The sequence below is a fragment of the Mucilaginibacter sp. P4_C11 genome (assembly GCF_056402115.1).
The window spans coordinates 71,304-89,148 of the sequence record NZ_JBFUIA010000031.1 but is presented as its reverse complement, the minus strand read 5'-3'; the positions used below and the strand labels follow the sequence as shown (position 1 = coordinate 89,148).

Below are 17,845 nucleotides of genomic sequence, written 5' to 3'. Positions count from 1 at the left end.
TCCAAACTCTAATTTCTATTTGATGCCACAGTTTAAAACAAACGGTAAGGGATTCAATCGAGGCATAGGCCTTCAAGCCTGGCAATGACGATAATGCACCCTTACCGTTGTTAACTTTATCCACAAAAATCAAGGTTATTAACAAAGAAAAAGAAGCAAAAAGAAAGCTTCAACAATAATAATAACCTATACTATTTTGTTAAAGCTAATCTAAAGGCAATGACGGATATTTGATATTGATAGTCAATGATTTGCAAGTGCCTTATAATGACGGTACTTTAGTACAATGATTTAACTGTATTTAGTTGCACGTTATCTCCATTGTTAGGTTTTATCTGATGGATACTTACAATGATGCGTGGATATGTGCTTCATTAGAATTATAAAAACATGATTGACAGGCCACAAAGCGGCCTGTTTTGCGTTATGCCTTTTTGTGCCCCACCAGCAGTGAAAACCCGTCACTTATGCGATACTTTTATGGCATTAATTCGAACTTTTCATTTAAAAAAGTTATACAAATACACACAAATGCTATAAAAATTACAACAAACTGTTTTACGCATTTTTAATGACTGTTTCTCCACTCCATCCACTCATTTTGAAGGTATCTTTTTAAAATATTTTATAATGTATTAACATTTAATAAATATGTTCGAATGTTTGCTATTATAATTGATAACGTGACTGCCTAAATCCTTAAATCACAAGATAAAGTGGCGTTTTAGCTGCTGATTTACAACTTATTTAATTTTTATTGCAAAAAATTTTGTTTTTGTTATTTTAATATGTAATTATGTACATACAAATACCAAATTATATAGTCAACCTTTACACAAACCCATCATGAATGAAAGAATTTTTACCTATTTGAAGGTGAAGTACCTTTGTTGCTTACTGTTTTTATTGATCCTGGGGAAGGTATCCCTGGCGCAAACGGCATTTACCGTGAGCGGCAAGGTAACCGACAACAAAGGGCTGGTAATGCCCGGCGTAAGTGTTGCCGTGAAACATACCAAAAGCGGTACCATTACCGCAGTTAGCGGCGATTATACCATTAAGGTGCCCAACGCCACCGATACCCTTGTATTTTCGTTTTTGGGCTATGCCAAACAGGAGGTAGCCGTTAACCAGCGGCACACAATTAATGTGGTTTTGCTTGACGATAAAAACGACCTGAACGAGGTTGTGGTAGTTGCCTACGGTACCCAGAAAAAGGAAAGCATGGTTAGCTCTATCACTACCATTAACCCTAAAGAGTTAAAAGGGCCAACCAGTAACTTAACCACCATGCTTGCCGGCCGTATTGCCGGTTTAATATCGTACCAGCGCAGTGGCGAGCCGGGGGCCGATAACGCTTCGTTCTTCATCAGGGGGATAACCTCCTTTGGCTCGGGTAAAATCGATCCGCTGATATTGATTGATGGTATGGAATCAACCTCCAACGCGCTGGCCCGCCTTCAGCCCGATGATATTGCCGGGTTTTCTATCCTGAAGGATGCGGCAGCTTCATCATTATACGGTGCCCGTGGCGCCAATGGCGTTATCCTGGTTACCACCAAATCGGGCAAAGTGGGCGAAACCAAAATGAATGTCCGGTTTGAAAATTCAACCTCGTCAAACACGCAGAATTTTTCCCTGGCCGATAATATCACTTATATGAGATTATCAAACGAAGCGGCGCTTACCCGCAACCCGCTTTCGCCGTTGCCCTATACCCAAAACAAAATTGACCATACCATGGCCGGGGATAATCCGCTGCTGTACCCGAGTAACGACTGGATTGGCTCGTTAATTAAAAACTACACCAATAACCAAAGGCTTAATTTAAACATCAGCGGCGGTGTTAACCGGGCCCAATATTATATATCAGCATCGGCCAATAAGGATAATGGCGTGTTAAAGGCGCAAAGCGGCAACAATTTCAACAACAACGTAAGCCTTAAAAGCTATGAGATCCGGTCGAACGTAAACGTAAAACTTACCTCAACTACCGAGGCTATCGTACGCACATCAGGCGATTTTGACGATTATAACGGCCCCATAGGCGGTGGCGGCGTAGTTTTTGGCAGCGCGTTAAATGCCAACCCGGTGTTGTTCCCGGCCACTTTCCCGGCATCTGATTTGCCTTTGGTTAAGCACCCTTTATTTGGCAACGCGCCAAGGGGTTCAAACGGCGATGTTTATGATAACCCTTTTGCCGATATGGTATCGGGATTTCAGCAGTACAGCACATCAACCCTGAATGTACAGCTGGAAATTAAACAGGACCTGAAATTTATCACCGAAGGCCTGTCGGCAAGAGCCATGGCTTATACCCAGCGCTATGCTTACTTTAACCTGAGCAGGCAGTATACGCCGTTTTATTACGCGGCCAGCCCCTCGGCTACCGATCCTAAAGGTTATACCTTATCGTTATTAAACGAAAAATCGGCTACCGAATACCTTAACTACAACCAGGGCAATAAAATAGTAAACAGCACCAACTATGCCGAGGTTGCCTTAAACTATAACCGCACTTTTAACAAATTACATAATATAAGCGGCCTGATCATTGGTATTCAGCGTAACTATGTTACCGGTAATGCCGGCGATTTGCAATCGTCGCTCCCTTTTCGTAACCAGGGCGTTAGCGGCAGGCTCACCTATGGGTATGATAACCGTTACCTGTTTGAAACCAACTTTGGCTACAACGGATCGGAGCGTTTTGCACGCAACAACCGTTTTGGTTTTTTCCCATCGGTAGGCGTTGCCTGGAATGTTAATAACGAAAAGTTTTTTGAGCCTGTATCACATACTATCACCAAGTTAAAATTCCGCGCCACTTACGGTTTGGTGGGTAACGACCAGATTGGTAACGCCAACGACAGGTTTTTTTACCTATCCAACGTAAACCTTAACGACGGTACTTTCGGATCATACTTTGGCGAAAACTATGCCTACAACCGGCCGGGTGTTTCTATCTCCAGGTACGCCAATGACGGTATCACCTGGGAAAAATCAAAGAAAATCAATATAGGGATGGATTTGGGTTTGTTTGATGCCCTTAACATAACCATAGATGCCTATCATGAGCGCCGCAGCAATATTTTAATGCAGCGGGCCTACATACCCACAACCATGGGCCTTACCGCCCCTGTGAGCGCCAACGTAGGCGTGGCCGAAGGCAAGGGTGTTGATGTGGCTATGGACTATAATAAAAACTTTGGCAGCGCCTGGCTGCAAATGCGCGGGACATTTACTTATGCAGCCAGTAAGCTACTGGTAAATGAAGAGCCTGCGTACCCGGCAAATGAACAATACCTGTCGCGCGTGGGGCAATCATTGGGCGAGGTATACGGCCTTGTTGCCGAACGTTTGTTTGTTGATGACGAAGATGTAAAAAACTCGCCCAAGCAAAACTTCGGCGAGGTTAGGGGAGGCGATATCAAATACCGCGATTTAAACGGCGATGGCCAAATTACCGCCTTGGATATGATTAACGGCCTTGGTTACCCAACCACGCCCGAAATTATTTATGGCTTCGGCTTCTCATTCGGTTATAAAAACTTTGATATCAGTACATTTTTCCAGGGATCGGCCCGGTCGTCATTTTTTATCGATCCTACGGCTATTTCGCCCTTTGTGGCCAATGGCGCTTACCAGCATGGTTTGCTTAACGTAGTTGCCAATGATCACTGGTCTGAAGACAACCGGAACTTATATGCCTTTTGGCCAAGGCTTGGTTTAACACAAAATACCAATAACAACCAGCAATCCAACTGGTGGATGCGTAACGGGGCTTTCCTGCGCATGAAAACTGCCGAATTAGGGTATAGTATTAAAGATAAAACCTTAAAAAGGTTCCATATATCGGGCTTAAGGATTTATGCCAATGGTACCAACCTGTTCCTCATCAGCAGCTTTAAGCTTTGGGATCCTGAGCAAGGGAGTAACGGGCTTGGGTACCCGGTTCAAAAAGTGTTTAACGTGGGGATAAATGTTCAACTGTAAATCCTGCTAAAATTTAATCGAGATGAAATTGTTAACTATATACACCCGATATTCAGGCCTTTTAGGTCGAAAATCTATGGGCCTTGCCTTGTTGCTGCTAATAGTGGCAGGCATGCCGTCCTGTAAAAAAAGTTACCTTGATGTGGTGCCCGATAACGTGGCAACCATTGATAATGCCTTTGCCAACCGCAACGAGGCCGAAAAATATTTGTTTACCCTGTACTCGTACCTGCCGCAGGAAGGGCATCCCGATAAAAACCCTGCCTTCAGCGGTGGCGACGAAGCCTGGACCTACTGGCCCATGACCGAAGATTATTTTTACCTTGACCCCTATAACATTGCCCGCGGTAACCAAAACCGGGCCGACCCTTATATGAACTATTGGGATGGCTATGATAGCAAATCGTTATGGCAGGGCATAAGGGCCTGTAATACCTTTTTAGATAATTTGGATAAGGTAACCGATTTGCAGCCCTATGTTAAAGTACGCTGGGTGGCCGAGGCCAAATTTTTAAAAGCATATTTTCACTGGTACCTGTTCAGGATGTATGGGCCTATACCCATCATGGATAAAAACATATCCATAACAGCGCCGCCCGAAGAGGTTAAAGTATACCGCCAGCCGGCCGATTCGGTGGTGAACTACATTGCCCGGCTGCTTGACGATGCCGCCGCAGGCGATGATAACACCGGCCTGCCAAGCGTAATTACCAGTTCATCAACCGAGCTTGGCCGGGTTACCAAGGTAGCGGCGCTTGCTATTAAAGCACGCGTGCTGGTTACCGGTGCCAGCCCCTTGTTTAACGGCAATAATGATTTTGCAGGCTTAAAGGCCAATAATGGCAAGCTGCTTTTTAACCCGCAGTATGATGCCGCCAAATGGGTAAGGGCTGCCGCCGCCTGTAAAGTTGCCATTGATGCTGCCGCGGCAGCAGGGTTAAAGCTATATTATTTTACACCAGGTATTACCGCTGTTGATGATGTAACCAAGGTAGAAATGAACATCCGGAATTCGGTTTGCGAAAAGTGGAACAGCGAACTGATCTGGGGCTTAACATCAAGCGGTAACCCAACCTTCTGGTTACAGGAGTTTGCCATTCCGCAGCTTGATCCTAACAACATCAACCTTGATTTAAAAGGCAAACTGGCGCCGCCGCTAAAAATGGCCGAACTGTTTTACACCAAAAATGGTGTACCTATTGAAGAAGATAAAACCTGGGATTACGCCAACCGCTTTAAACTGCGCACTACCACAAGCGCCGATGCTGGTATGCAAAACGGCTACCAAACTGTGGGCCTGCATTTTGACAGGGAGCGCCGCTTTTATGCCGATATGGCCTTTGATGGCTCAACCTGGTTTATGAAAAACGGCACCTATAACGTGCAGAGTAAACTGGAGCAATACTCGGGTAAAAAGCAAAGCCGCCTGTATTCCATAACCGGCTATTACACCAAAAAAATTGTGAACTGGAACCTGGTATTCTCATCAACCAACGTAACGGTTGAATCGTACCCATGGCCGGTAATGCGCCTGAGCGATTTGTACCTGTTATATGCCGAAGCTTTGAATGAATCGGGTAATTCGGCAGCTTCTTTGCCTTATTTAAATCAGGTAAGGGCAAGAGCGGGCCTGCAATCTGTAGAGAGCTCGTGGACCAATTTTTCAACCAATCCGGCCAAGTATACCAGTGTTAGCGGCCTGCGCGACATCATCCGCCAGGAGCGCGGTATCGAGATGGCGTTTGAAGGCAGCCGCTTTTGGGACCTTCGCCGCTGGAAAACCGCACCGCAGGTATTAAGCGCGCCAATTTACGGCTGGGATATTTTACAAAGTACTTATGAAGATTATAACCGCAGAGTATTGCTTTACAGCCCCAGGTTTGTTGCCCCGCGCGATTATTTCTGGCCAATTAAAGAATACGATTTGCAGGTGAATCCAAACCTGGTTCAAAACCCGGGATGGTAATTAAAATATAAATGATGCAGGTAAAAAAATTATATCCATCAAAAAATATAAGATAATGAAAAAGATATTATTAATGTGCTTGATGAGTTTGGCCGTGCTGGCCATTAACTCCTGTAAGCAGGATAAGCTTGAACCCGTTGCCAAAGATGGGGTTGCGCCGGGGCCGGTAACGAATGTAAGCGTTGAGAACCTGCACGGTTCGGCAAAAATAAGTTATGGCTTGCCTAACGATGCCGATTTGTTATACATCAGGGCCGTATACACCACCAAGCAGGGCGTGGTGCGCGAAACCAAGGTGAGCCGCTATAACAGTAATTTAACGGTAGTTGGCTTTGGCGATACCGATGCTTACCAGGTTACGTTGTATGCGGTTGATAAAAGCGAGAACGCATCGGCGCCAATCATGGTAACGGTGCACCCTTTAACACCCTCGGTAAGGCTTGTGCGCGATAGCCTGGTGGTATCGCCCGATTTTGGGGGCATCAACGTAAAGTTTGTAAACGCTACCGAAGAGAGCCTGGCTATCGTCGTGCTTTCTAACGATTCGCTTAAACAATTTGTGCCTATCAATACCGATTATACCAGCCTTAAACAAGGCGATTTCTCAACCCGCGGCCTTCCGGCAACGCCTACCAAATTTGGCATTTTTGTGCGCGACAGGTGGGGCAACCTTTCAGATACCTTGATGGTAACGGTAACCCCATTGTTTGAGCAATTGCTGGACAGGACAAAAATGAAGGGCATAGTTTTACCTACCGATGCCCCGCTGGGTTATAACGGCAGTATAGCAGGCCTTTTTGACGGCAATGTAAATGATGGTTTTTATCATACCGGCGATGCCTCACGAATGCCGCAGCAATTTACCTTTGATATGGGAGTAACAGCCAAACTAAGCCGGCTTGTTTGGTTTATGCGTGGCAATTTTTTCTATAACCTGCATAACCCGCGAGTTGTTGAAATTTGGGGTTCAAACAATCCAAACCCGGATGGCAGTTATGACAGCAGCTGGACGTTGCTGGTTAAGCATACACAGATCAAACCATCGGGTTTGCCGGCGGGCGAGCTTTCGCAGGCCGATATTGATGCCGCTAACGCCGGCGAAACCGTCACCTTCCCGCTTAACACGCCAAAGGTACGTTATATCAGGTTCAGGACGCTTAAAAACTGGTCCGATGGGTCGTACGTCAATTTTTATGAGCTGATGATGTATGGAGATGCAACTAATTAATGATCAAAAAAAGAATTTATGAAGACGATAAAATATTTTGCCCTCCTGTATGTGCTTGGCCTTGTTACCGGCTTAAGCTCCTGCACAAAAACAACGGGCGATGCTTATAAAAAATTTGAAAAGGGCGGAGAGATCACCTATCCCGGCCGGGCCGATACTGTGCTGGTGCAGGCAGGTTACAACCGGGTACAATTGGCTGTAGTTTTAGGCAACGATCCGCTGGTTACCAAAATCAGGGTGTACTGGAATAACCAGGTCGACTCCACCGATGTACCCGTAACGCATTCGGGCGGTAAGGATACCGTTAAAGTGATTGTCCCTAACCTTACCGAAGGCAACTATAATTTTACGGTATACACGTTTGATAGCCAAAATCATAAATCGGTGGTTATTAACGGATCAGGAATTGTTTATGGCCCAAGCTATCTTACCTCATTAACCAACAGAACGTTAAAATCGTTAACCGAAAGTACCGATGGTAATAAGATAGAACTGAGCTGGGGCGAACCTGCCGGCGGAGAGTTAGGGGTGGAGATTAATTACACCGGCCAAAACGGCGCGGCCCGCAAAATAGTGATACCGCCAACCGAAACCAGCACCGAACTGCCCGATTATAAAGAAAGCACGCAGCTTACCTACAAATCATTATACAAGCCCGAACCTACCGCGTTTGAAACGTTTTCGCCCCCGGCATCAACAGTTACTTTGCCAAAGTTTGAAAGGCAGCTTGATAAATCAAAATTCGCCCTGGTTACCTTACCAACCGATGTAAAAGATGGTGGTTATGGCTGGCTGCAAAGCTACCTGTGGGACGAAAATTATAACCCTCCGGGCTTTGCCACGCAATCGATTATCCCGTGCTGGTTTACATTTGATAGCGGCGCGTCAGCATCCATCAGCCGCTTTAAAGTTTGGCAGGCCAATGACAGACTGTATGATTTGGAAAGCGTGAAAACCTTTGAGCTGTACGGCAGTAACAGCCCATCGGCAGATGGTAGCTTTTCCAGCTGGACAAAAATAGGTTCCTATACCTCGGTAAAACCATCGGGCCTGCCACCCGGGCAAAACACAGCCGCCGATGTAGCCTTTGCATTGGCCGGCGAAGAATTTACTGTGACCAGTGGTACACCAAAATTCAGGTATTACAGGTTTAAATTACTTACAAACTGGGGCGGCGGCAATTTCATGACGATGGAAGAGATTGCGTTTTATACGCATGACCGTTTGTAGTCTTATACAATAAATATCGATAAATTAAACAAATAGCCGTTCAGCATTCGTTGGGAGGCTATTTGCTTATAAAGAAGACTGTTGTGTGGCAACGTCTTATTGATAAAACCGATTGTCATCGAGCGACCTGGGGGGAATGCGTGCCGGGGGCTATCTAGTGCCTATATGTTTTGGATTTTATCAATTAATAAAACCAGTTGTCATTTCGAACGAACCAGCGGTGGATTGTGTGCAGGGTGGTGAGGAGAAATCTTATACGCCCTGCATTCCGATAAGTTAGTTTGGATGCAGGGCGTACAAGATTTCTCTTTCGCGCTCCCGCTCTTTGCCTCCTCTTGCTCTATCGAAATGACAATTTTCTTTTATTAAAAGATGTGTGTACACAGTAGGTGCCGGAGGGAGATGAAGTCTAGTACTCCCTGCATCACTACAAGACCCCGGAATGCGAAACGTACAAGATTTCTCACCCTTTCCCCACACGCTCCGGCCCTTCAAGGGATTCGAAATGACATTCGGTTTTATTAATTGATGAAATCCAGCAGATTCAAACTAGGTTAAAAAAGCCCAATCACCATAAACCACAACAGCATAAAAAAACTTTGTAAAAATTGTTATACAAAATTTTGCTAAATCGTTTTTATTAGATAATTTGGTCGATAATTACCAATTATAAATCGAGTTTCTAAAATATATTTCCAGGGATTAAAAAGATGACCAATAATAAAAGGGCTGGTTTTGTTGCTTTGTCGGGCAAAAAATATTTTACTGTGCTGTTAACTGTTGTGTTAACTTTCGGGGTGGCGGTGTTAAACGCTCAAACGCCGGCTGCTTACGTAAATCCTTTTATTGGTGCAACTACCAACGCAGATGAAGCCGGAGTTTACCACGGCCTTGGCAAAACATTTCCCGGGGCTACTACACCTTACGGTATGGTACAGGTAAGTCCAAACACCATCACAGGTGGCGATAATGGCCCGGGTTACAGCTTTGAGCATACCAGTATAGAAGGCTTCGCCATGACACAAATGAGCGGTATAGGCTGGTACGGCGACCTGGGCAATTTCCTGGTGATGCCTACCGCCGGCAAAATGTACACCATAGCCGGTAAACTGGATGGATCAATGAAAGGCTATCGCTCGCAATACGATAAAAAAAGTGAGAAAGCATCGGCAGGTTATTACAGTGCTTTGCTGACCGATCACAACATTAAGGCCGAAATGACGGCTGCCCAACACAGCGGTATGCTGCGTTTCACCTTTCCGCAAGGCAGCGATTCGCGTATCCAGATTGATTTGGCGCGCAGGGTAGGGGGTACCTCAACGCTCCAATACGTAAAAGTTGTTAATGACCATACTATTGAAGGCTGGATGAAATGCACGCCAGATGGCGGCGGCTGGGGCAATGGTGACGGCCATGCCGATTACACGGTTTATTTTTATGCCGAATTTAGCAAGCCGCTGAAAGATTTTGGTGTTTGGAGCGCCAATATCCCCGATGACTGGAGCCGTAAACTGGATGATGTAACCGGGAAAAAATATTTAGATAGGGTTGCCGAAGCCGAAATATTAAAAGGCGCAACAGAAAAGCAAGGCAAGCACCTGGGTTTTTATACCCAATTTGCCACGCAAGCCAATGAGCAGGTGCTGCTTAAAACAGGTATATCCTTTGTAAGCATCGCGGGAGCAAAAAACAATTTAAATACTGAGGTTAAGGATTGGAATTTTGATACCCTGCACCAAAAAGCCATCGCTTCATGGAATAAAGCTTTGTCAAAAGCAAGCGTACAGGGCGGTACGCCAGATCAAAAAACGGTATTTTATACAGCACTTTACCATACCATGATAGATCCGAGGATTATCAGCGATGTAGATGGCAAATATCCGGGCGGCGATGGTAAAATACATCAAACCGCAAATTTTAATAAGCGGACTATTTTTAGCGGATGGGATGTGTTCCGCAGCCAAATGCCCCTGCAAACCATCATAAACCCGGGCCTGGTGAACGATGAGATCAATTCGCTGGTAACATTAGCGCAGGAAAAGAAAATGGATTACCTGGAACGCTGGGAGATCATGAACGCTTATAGCGGTTGTATGATTGGTAACCCGGCTGTATCGGTAATTGCCGATGCTTACGCCAAAGGCATCCGCAATTATAACGTGCCCGAGGCTTATCGCCTTGCGGTGGGCTCTGTCGAAAAATTTGGCAATGGCGATAAAGGTTTTACAGGCGGCGATTTGAGCTTATCCCTAACTTTAGAATACGCCTATACCGATTGGTGTGTAGGCGAGTTGGCTAAATGGCTGGGAAAATCTGCCGATGCCACAAAATACACCCAACGGGGGCAGGCCTACAAAAATGTGTTCGATACCGAAAAAGGCTGGTACAGGCCCAAAGATGATAACGGCAACTGGAAAGCCTGGCCCGATTCGGCACGTACCAAACAATGGTATGGCACTATTGAAAGCAACCCCTACCAGCAAGGCTGGTTTGTACCACAGGACGTAAAAGGCATGGCCAAAATGATGGGTGGCAACACCAAAACCATTGCCGACCTCAACAACTTTTTTGAAAAGGCCCCAAATAACATGATGTGGAATGATTATTACAACCATTCCAACGAGCCGGTTCACCATGTGCCGTTTTTGTATAATCGCTTAGGCGCACCATGGCTTACACAAAAATGGACCAGGGAAATTTGTCGCCGTGCGTACCTTAACTCGGTTGATGGCCTGGTTGGGAATGAAGATGTAGGGCAGATGTCGGCCTGGTATGTGTTGGCAGCCAGTGGATTGCACCCGGTTTGCCCTGGTGATACCCGGCAGGAAATTACCAGCCCGGTATTTAATAAAGTAGTTTTAAGGCTCGACCCTAAGTATGCCAAAGGGCAAACGTTTACAATAATCGCACTCAAAAATTCGGCGGCTAATGTTTACATCCAAAGCGCAAGGCTAAACGGCAAGGCTTACAACAAGTGTTACCTCGACTTTAAAGATATAGCCGCGGGCGGCACACTGGAACTTACTATGGGCAGCAAGCCAAATAAAAACTGGGGAATTTAAAGGAATATGTATTTGGGTAAAGCGACGGATTGTTATGACAGCTAAATCGATTTATAAAAAATCAGATCCTCTATTGAGCAAGGAATTAAAAAGAAAGAGCGGGGGGAACCTGCGATTCCCCTCTTGAGAGGCTACTGTGTGTACACATCTTTTGGAAACGTACCAATAATAAAAAAAATGCCATTTCGAACGAACTGGGGAGGGCTTTGAGTGTTGGCGTGAGGAGAAATCTTCTGCGACATGCTTGCAAATTTGCATGGTTGAATGCATGTCGTATAGGATTTCTCCTCGTACCTCGTTCGAAATGACATTTTCTTTTGTTTTAAAGATGTGTACACACAGTAGCTCTTGAGAGGGGGGAGGGGTGTGTTTATACGAGTGGCAAATGAACGCTGGTTAACACACCCCTGCCACCACTAAGTCTTTCGCGCCCCCTCTCGAGAGGGGAATTAAAAAAAAAAGAGCGAGTAAGTGTGATTCCCTTCTGAGAGGGGAATAACAAAAGGGAGCAGAGAAGAATATAATTTGAACAAAACATACAATGAAAAAAGCATTTTTACTATTAGCCGGCATTAGTCTTTCCATCTGGGCCAGCGCGCAAAAAATCGCCCCGTTTAAGGCGGGCGACAGGGTGGCATTTGTGGGCAACAGCATTACCGATGGCGGGCATTACCACTCGTACATTTGGCTGTATTACATGACGCATTACCCCAACGCGCGGATAACCTGCTTTAACGCGGGTATTGGCGGCGATGTTATAGGCCAGATTTACGATAGGTTTGATGATGATGTACTTGATAAAAAGCCTAACGTTTTAACCCTTACCTGGGGCATGAATGATAGCGGCTATTTTGAGTGGTACCGTGCCGATGCACAGGATGTTATGGATAAAAGGATCCAGGGGAGCTATAAATATTACAGTATGCTGGAAGATAAGCTGAAACAACTGCCGGCTATCAAAAAGATCTTTATTTTGGGTTCTCCATATGATGAAACCTCTAAGTTCACCACCAAAAATATCTATCCTAAGAAAAGCATAGCGTTTTCAAAGATTATCGATTTCCAGCAGGAGGCGGCAAAAAGAAACGGCTACGGTTATGTAGATTTTTATCACCCTATGGCAGCCATTAACCTGCGCGAACAGGCGAAGGATTCAACTTTCAGCCTTACGCCCAATGATAGGGTGCACCCCGATAACGATGGACACCTGGTGATGGCCTACCTGTTTTTAAAAGCCCAGGGGCTGGATAATCAGTATGTTGCCGATTTAAGCATCAATGCGCAAAGCAAAAAAGTGTTGAAAGCTGTAAACTGCCGCATCAGTAATATAACAGCTGGCATAGATTCGGTTGCGTTTAATTACCTGGCCAATTCGCTGCCTTATCCTATTGATACCATTCCGCGTGGTTGGGGCAATCGCAAAAAGCAGGCAGATGCGCTAAAAGTAGTTCCGTTTACCAAAGAGTTTAACCAGGAATTGTTGAGCATTAAAGGCCTTAAAGACGGCGATTATAAAGTGATGATTGATGGCGAGCAGATAGGCAGCTGGTCGGCCCGGCAACTGGCCGGCGGCATTAACATGGCCGAAATTACCACTACCCCCCAATACCAGCAGGCCATCCAGGTTCGCGAACTGAATGAAGAGCGCTGGGATATCGAACGCCGTACAAGAATGTATGTTTGGATGCAGTATGATTTTTTAAAGGGCAAAGGTCTGCTGCACAACGATAGCAACGCCGCTATGGACACCGTAAAAAAATACGCTGTAAAAGACATTTTTGTGAATGGCAATAAAGATAACTATAGCCGCGCCCGCTACAAAAGCCTGCGCGATGCCTGGCAAAAAGAAACGGAGGTACTAACCGACCAGATTTATGCCATTAACAAACCCAAAAATCACCGCATTACTATTATAGCTGCCAAATAATTATACCCGCAAAATACCTATACCCATATGAATAAAAAAACAATAATAGCCCTTATAGCCTTTTTTATAAGCTATATAAAGGTTGATGCAGCTACGGTTGATACCGTTTTAACACACAGCAATGCCATGCGCCAGGATATTAAGGCGGTAGTGATAAAGCCCGCAGGCTACCAGGCCGGCAAAAAGTTTCCGGTGTTGTACCTGTTGCATGGTTTTAGCGGCAACTACAGTGATTGGATTTTAAAAGTACCCGCCATTACCAAACTGGCCGATGAGTATCAAATGATGATTGTATGCCCCGATGGCAATTTTGCAGGTTGGTATTTTGATAGCCCTATGAATAAGGATTGGCAATACGAAACTTATGTTGGAGCCGAACTGGTGAACTGGGTTGATAAACATTACGCTACAATTGCCGATAGGAGCGGGAGGGCCATTACCGGCTTAAGTATGGGTGGGCATGGCGCCATGTACATTGCCTTTAAGCACCAGGATACCTTTGGCGCGGCGGGCAGCATGAGCGGCGCGCTGGACATCAGGCCCTTTTCGGATGCTTTTGGTATTGAGCAGGTATTGGGAAAATACAGCCAATACCCCGAAAGGTGGGAAAAAAACAGCGTTATCAATATGATATACCTGTTAAAGCCAAATTCGTTGCTTATTACGTTTGATTGCGGTTACGATGACTTTTTATACCCGGCAAATGTTGCTTTTCATAATGAGCTTTTAATGCGTAAGATTCCGCATGATTTTACCGTAAGGCCAGGGGCGCATACCTGGGAATTTTGGAGCAACTCGGTTGTTTACCAGGCGCTGTTTTTTAGTCGCTACTTTAACAAAATAAAGTAGGGGATAGTGTTGCGAAATTTAATTACCGGGCTTGTAATATTTGGCCCGGTTTTTAAACACTTTTTTAATTTTTGTTAGATTTTAATGCAAACAAAATAAATTAAAAAAAAGTGTTCAAAAAATTTGCTAAATCGTTTTTATGATTTAAATTAGCAGTCAGATTAAACATCTGTTATAAACCAACTAATACCAATATACTTTTTTTTTAGGCAATCTGCGTAAAGCTGCCAAATTTAGCTAAATCGATTTTTCGATATTATTTAAATGGACTTGTAGTGTTAAAAATATGCTATTGTAAATAAACCTGTAATATGAAAAAAATTTACTTCAAGGTTCTTACTTTTTCGATGTTCGGGCTTGCGCTTTGGGGCATGTCATCCTGTAAAAAGGATGGTTTCCTGGGGCAAACCACTACATCAAACTTAACCCAAAGCACGGTGTTTGCCGATAGCGCCAATACGGTGGCGTTTTTGTCAAATATCTACAGTAATGTGGGTTTCAGCTTTAACCCTGGCCGCTTTTTATACGGGCCTATTTTATCGCCTACAACCAACGGCGGTCTTGATGCTGCTTCGGACGAAGCCGAGGTTTACACGTCGGCCGGTTCTACTGCTTTGGCTTTTGAATCGGGCACTATCAACGCGGCTGTAGTTACCGATGATGCTTATAAAAACAGCTATACCAACATTCGCGCGGTAAACCAGCTGCTGGCCAATTTGCCAAAGTCGCCTATAAATAATTTTACCAAAACGCAGATGCGTGCCGAGGCTCATTTTTTAAGGGCCTGGTATTACGCCATATTATTAAAACACTACGGCGGGGTGCATATAGTTAACGATAAGATTTACAACTACACAGATGCCATCCCCGCAAAGCGGAATACCTATGCCGAAACGGTAAACTATATTTTGGCCGATTGCGATACCGCCGCGCTTGAGTTGCCAACAGTTCAAAGCGGCTTAAACTATGGCCGCGCTTCAAAGGGCGCCTGCCTGGCCTTAAAATCAAGGGTTTTGTTGTATGCTGCAAGTCCGTTATTTAACGGGCAATCGATAGGCGATGGCGCTACAAAAGAACTGGTGGGCTATGCTACGTTTGATAAAGAGCGCTGGAAACTTGCCGAAGATGCCGCGATTGCTGTAATTGGTACCGGAGCCTATAAACTCAACGTTGATAATGCTACCGCACCCGGCTATGGCTTTCAGCACCTGTTTACCTTGCCCTTTAATACCGAATATATTTTTGAGCTGATGCGCGGCAACAATGCCGATTTTGAAAGCCTGTGGCAACCACCATCGCGTACGGGCAAAAATGGAGCCCTGCCTTTGCAGGGTTTGGTTGATGCGTTCCCGATGAACACGGGCAAACCCATCACCGACCCAACATCCGGCTACGATCCGCAAAACCCTTATGCTAACCGCGACCCGCGTTTAGATTATACCGTTATCCGCGATCAAACACTTATCCAAAACAGGCTGTCGTCGGGCAAATCGCCTATTAATATTTTTACCGGTACCTATAATGGCCAATCAACCGGTCCCGATGCGGTTAATGTGGGCACCCGTACAGGGTACTACACCAACAAAATGCTGGATCCGGATGCCGTATCGCAGGATTTTACACATCCAACCAAAAGATGCTGGCCATTAATCCGTTATGCCGAAATTCTGCTGAACTACGCCGAGGCCGCCAACGAATATGAAGGCCCAACTACGCAGGTTTACCAGGCTGTTGAGGCTATCCGCCAGCGGGCAGGGTTAAACCCGTACCAGTTGCCAACCGGGTTAAGCCAGGCAGATATGCGCAAAGCCATTCAGAACGAACGCCGTATTGAGTTGGCCTTTGAGGAGCACCGCTTTTGGGATGTGCGCCGCTGGAAAATAGCCGACCAAACCGACAATATCCAAACGTACGGTATGGAGGTTGACCGTAATAATGCATCGGTTACTTATAAAACCTTCCCGGTGCGCAAGCGCAACTTCCGCACGGCTATGTACCTGTGGCCTTTCCCGCAAACGGAGGTGGCCAAATCGCCTGATATGTTACAAAACCCAGGGTATTGATCATCATTATAAGATAAAAAGCAAATGAAAAAGAATAATATAATGCAACAGTGCGGCTTTTTGCTGGTAGCGATAGCGGCTATTTTGATGGCATCATGCAAAGCCGAAAAGGTATTGCCGGTAAAAGAATCTATCAAAGATATTACGGGCAGCTGGCAGGTGATCAGGGCAACGCGCAACGGCACCGAGCTTACCACCCTTATCGATTTTACCAAATTCAGGGTAAACTTTAAAGATGGTGGCTATACCATTGAAAACCCGCTGCCTTTTTTAGTAAACGCCAACGGCAAATTCGCGCTCGACGATCCGGAATATCCATTTAAAATAACGTTTACTGCAACCGGGGGCGCCGCTGTATCAACACCGTTCAATTATCCTATTGTGAATGGTAAAAGGCAGCTAAGCATCACTTTTAGCCCGGGCTGCCCAAACAATAGCTATGTATACGTACTGCAAAAAGTTAACTAACCATAAACCATAACCTACTAATACAACAGATTTTATGAGATCATATTTACATATAAAAGGTAAAGGTTTATGGAAGTTTTGCGCCTTAACTGCCCTGGCTATTGTACTGGCCTGCTGCGGCGAGGTGATAACCAGTGTTGACCAGCCTGCAACTACAACAGCGGGGTCTACAATGACCGTAACTGTTCATCTATCTATACCAACGGCGGCAGATGGCGGCCCCGATTACCTGGTGTTTGGCTTTTTGGTACCCAAGGGATGGAAAGCGGCACAAAATACCGTTGTAACCTACTCGGGCGCGCAGGGCAGCGGCAACATGACGCTGATACCCGAAGGAACCTTAGGCAAAAACGGAAACGGCTTAACCTGGACAGCCTACATGAAAAAAACTTTCCAGATAGGTGGTAACCTTATCGACGATATGGAATGGGTAGCTTATCAATCAGATAAAGCATATTCGCACAGCGGCGGGCTTGAATTTAAGGGCGATATCACCATTAAAACAAAAGTGGCTGCCGATAATAACAACTACCTGGTAAAATTAGGCTACACCATTACCGATACCGGCCACGGCTTTACCAGCGATCAGTTTGGTACCTATTACAGCGAAGTAGTAACACCCTGCTTTGAAGTTACCGGCGGCACCGGCGACCTGATTGATTTTTGTAATCCGCAGCTTACCACAGTTAACCCGCCAAAATCGTTAGATAACGACATCATAACGCTAACCTTTGATGGCACGGTTGTTAACACGCCGCTAAACAACGCTGCCGAAACTTACCTGTGCGCTACCGCCTATACCAGTGATGGCAAAACCATCAGCGTTTGCGAGCAAACCGATAAAACCAAAATGATACAAGCGGTGCCAAACAGTAAAAAGTACCAGCTAACGTTTTGGCCCAAGTCGTTTTTTAACACAACGGCGGCGCAAACCATCACCAAAATAGAGTACTTCATTACCGATAAAAAAGGCACTGCAAAGGTTGGCTATGGTAACACACTGGCGCCGTTTGTTTACACTTTTAAGTGCTCGTAACCAAATATAATACAAAAGGAGGC

The 17,845-nt window shown here is 45.3% G+C and carries 10 protein-coding genes; all 10 read left to right on the top strand.

Features of this window, described 5'->3' with window-relative positions; translation table 11 throughout:
• Nucleotides 1-846: 846 nt before the first annotated feature.
• Nucleotides 847-3,993, top strand: a complete 3,147-nt coding sequence (locus tag AC1DU2_RS24090; protein WP_477387519.1) for a SusC/RagA family TonB-linked outer membrane protein — start codon at nucleotides 847-849, stop codon at nucleotides 3,991-3,993.
• A 22-nt stretch (nucleotides 3,994-4,015) separates the two neighbouring features.
• Nucleotides 4,016-5,959 (top strand): RagB/SusD family nutrient uptake outer membrane protein, encoded by a 1,944-nt coding sequence (locus tag AC1DU2_RS24085; RefSeq protein ID WP_477387517.1) that lies wholly within the window; start codon nucleotides 4,016-4,018, stop codon nucleotides 5,957-5,959.
• A gap of 55 nt (nucleotides 5,960-6,014) precedes the next feature.
• Nucleotides 6,015-7,187, top strand: coding sequence for a DUF5000 domain-containing lipoprotein (locus AC1DU2_RS24080; RefSeq protein ID WP_477387515.1), 1,173 nt, complete (start codon nucleotides 6,015-6,017; stop codon nucleotides 7,185-7,187).
• A gap of 18 nt (nucleotides 7,188-7,205) precedes the next feature.
• Nucleotides 7,206-8,417, top strand: a complete 1,212-nt coding sequence (locus tag AC1DU2_RS24075; RefSeq protein WP_477387513.1) for a DUF4998 domain-containing protein — start codon at nucleotides 7,206-7,208, stop codon at nucleotides 8,415-8,417.
• Between the two features lie 710 nt (nucleotides 8,418-9,127).
• The gene (locus tag AC1DU2_RS24070; protein ID WP_477387511.1) at nucleotides 9,128-11,479 is read left to right on the top strand and encodes a GH92 family glycosyl hydrolase; all 2,352 of its coding nucleotides are present in this window, start codon (nucleotides 9,128-9,130) and stop codon (nucleotides 11,477-11,479) included.
• Between the two features lie 541 nt (nucleotides 11,480-12,020).
• On the top strand, nucleotides 12,021-13,406 hold the full coding sequence (locus tag AC1DU2_RS24065; protein WP_477387509.1) for an SGNH/GDSL hydrolase family protein: 1,386 nt from the start codon (nucleotides 12,021-12,023) through the stop codon (nucleotides 13,404-13,406).
• A 27-nt stretch (nucleotides 13,407-13,433) separates the two neighbouring features.
• Nucleotides 13,434-14,255, top strand: coding sequence for an alpha/beta hydrolase (locus tag AC1DU2_RS24060; protein WP_477387507.1), 822 nt, complete (start codon nucleotides 13,434-13,436; stop codon nucleotides 14,253-14,255).
• Nucleotides 14,256-14,566: 311 nt separating this feature from the next.
• The gene (locus AC1DU2_RS24055; RefSeq protein WP_477387505.1) at nucleotides 14,567-16,318 is read left to right on the top strand and encodes a RagB/SusD family nutrient uptake outer membrane protein; all 1,752 of its coding nucleotides are present in this window, start codon (nucleotides 14,567-14,569) and stop codon (nucleotides 16,316-16,318) included.
• A gap of 24 nt (nucleotides 16,319-16,342) precedes the next feature.
• On the top strand, nucleotides 16,343-16,786 hold the full coding sequence (locus AC1DU2_RS24050) for a DUF5004 domain-containing protein (RefSeq protein ID WP_477361298.1): 444 nt from the start codon (nucleotides 16,343-16,345) through the stop codon (nucleotides 16,784-16,786).
• A gap of 34 nt (nucleotides 16,787-16,820) precedes the next feature.
• A complete protein-coding gene (locus AC1DU2_RS24045; RefSeq protein WP_477387502.1) occupies nucleotides 16,821-17,822 on the top strand; it encodes a DUF4961 domain-containing protein in 1,002 nt (333 codons plus the stop codon).
• The last annotated feature ends 23 nt before the right edge of the window (nucleotides 17,823-17,845 follow it).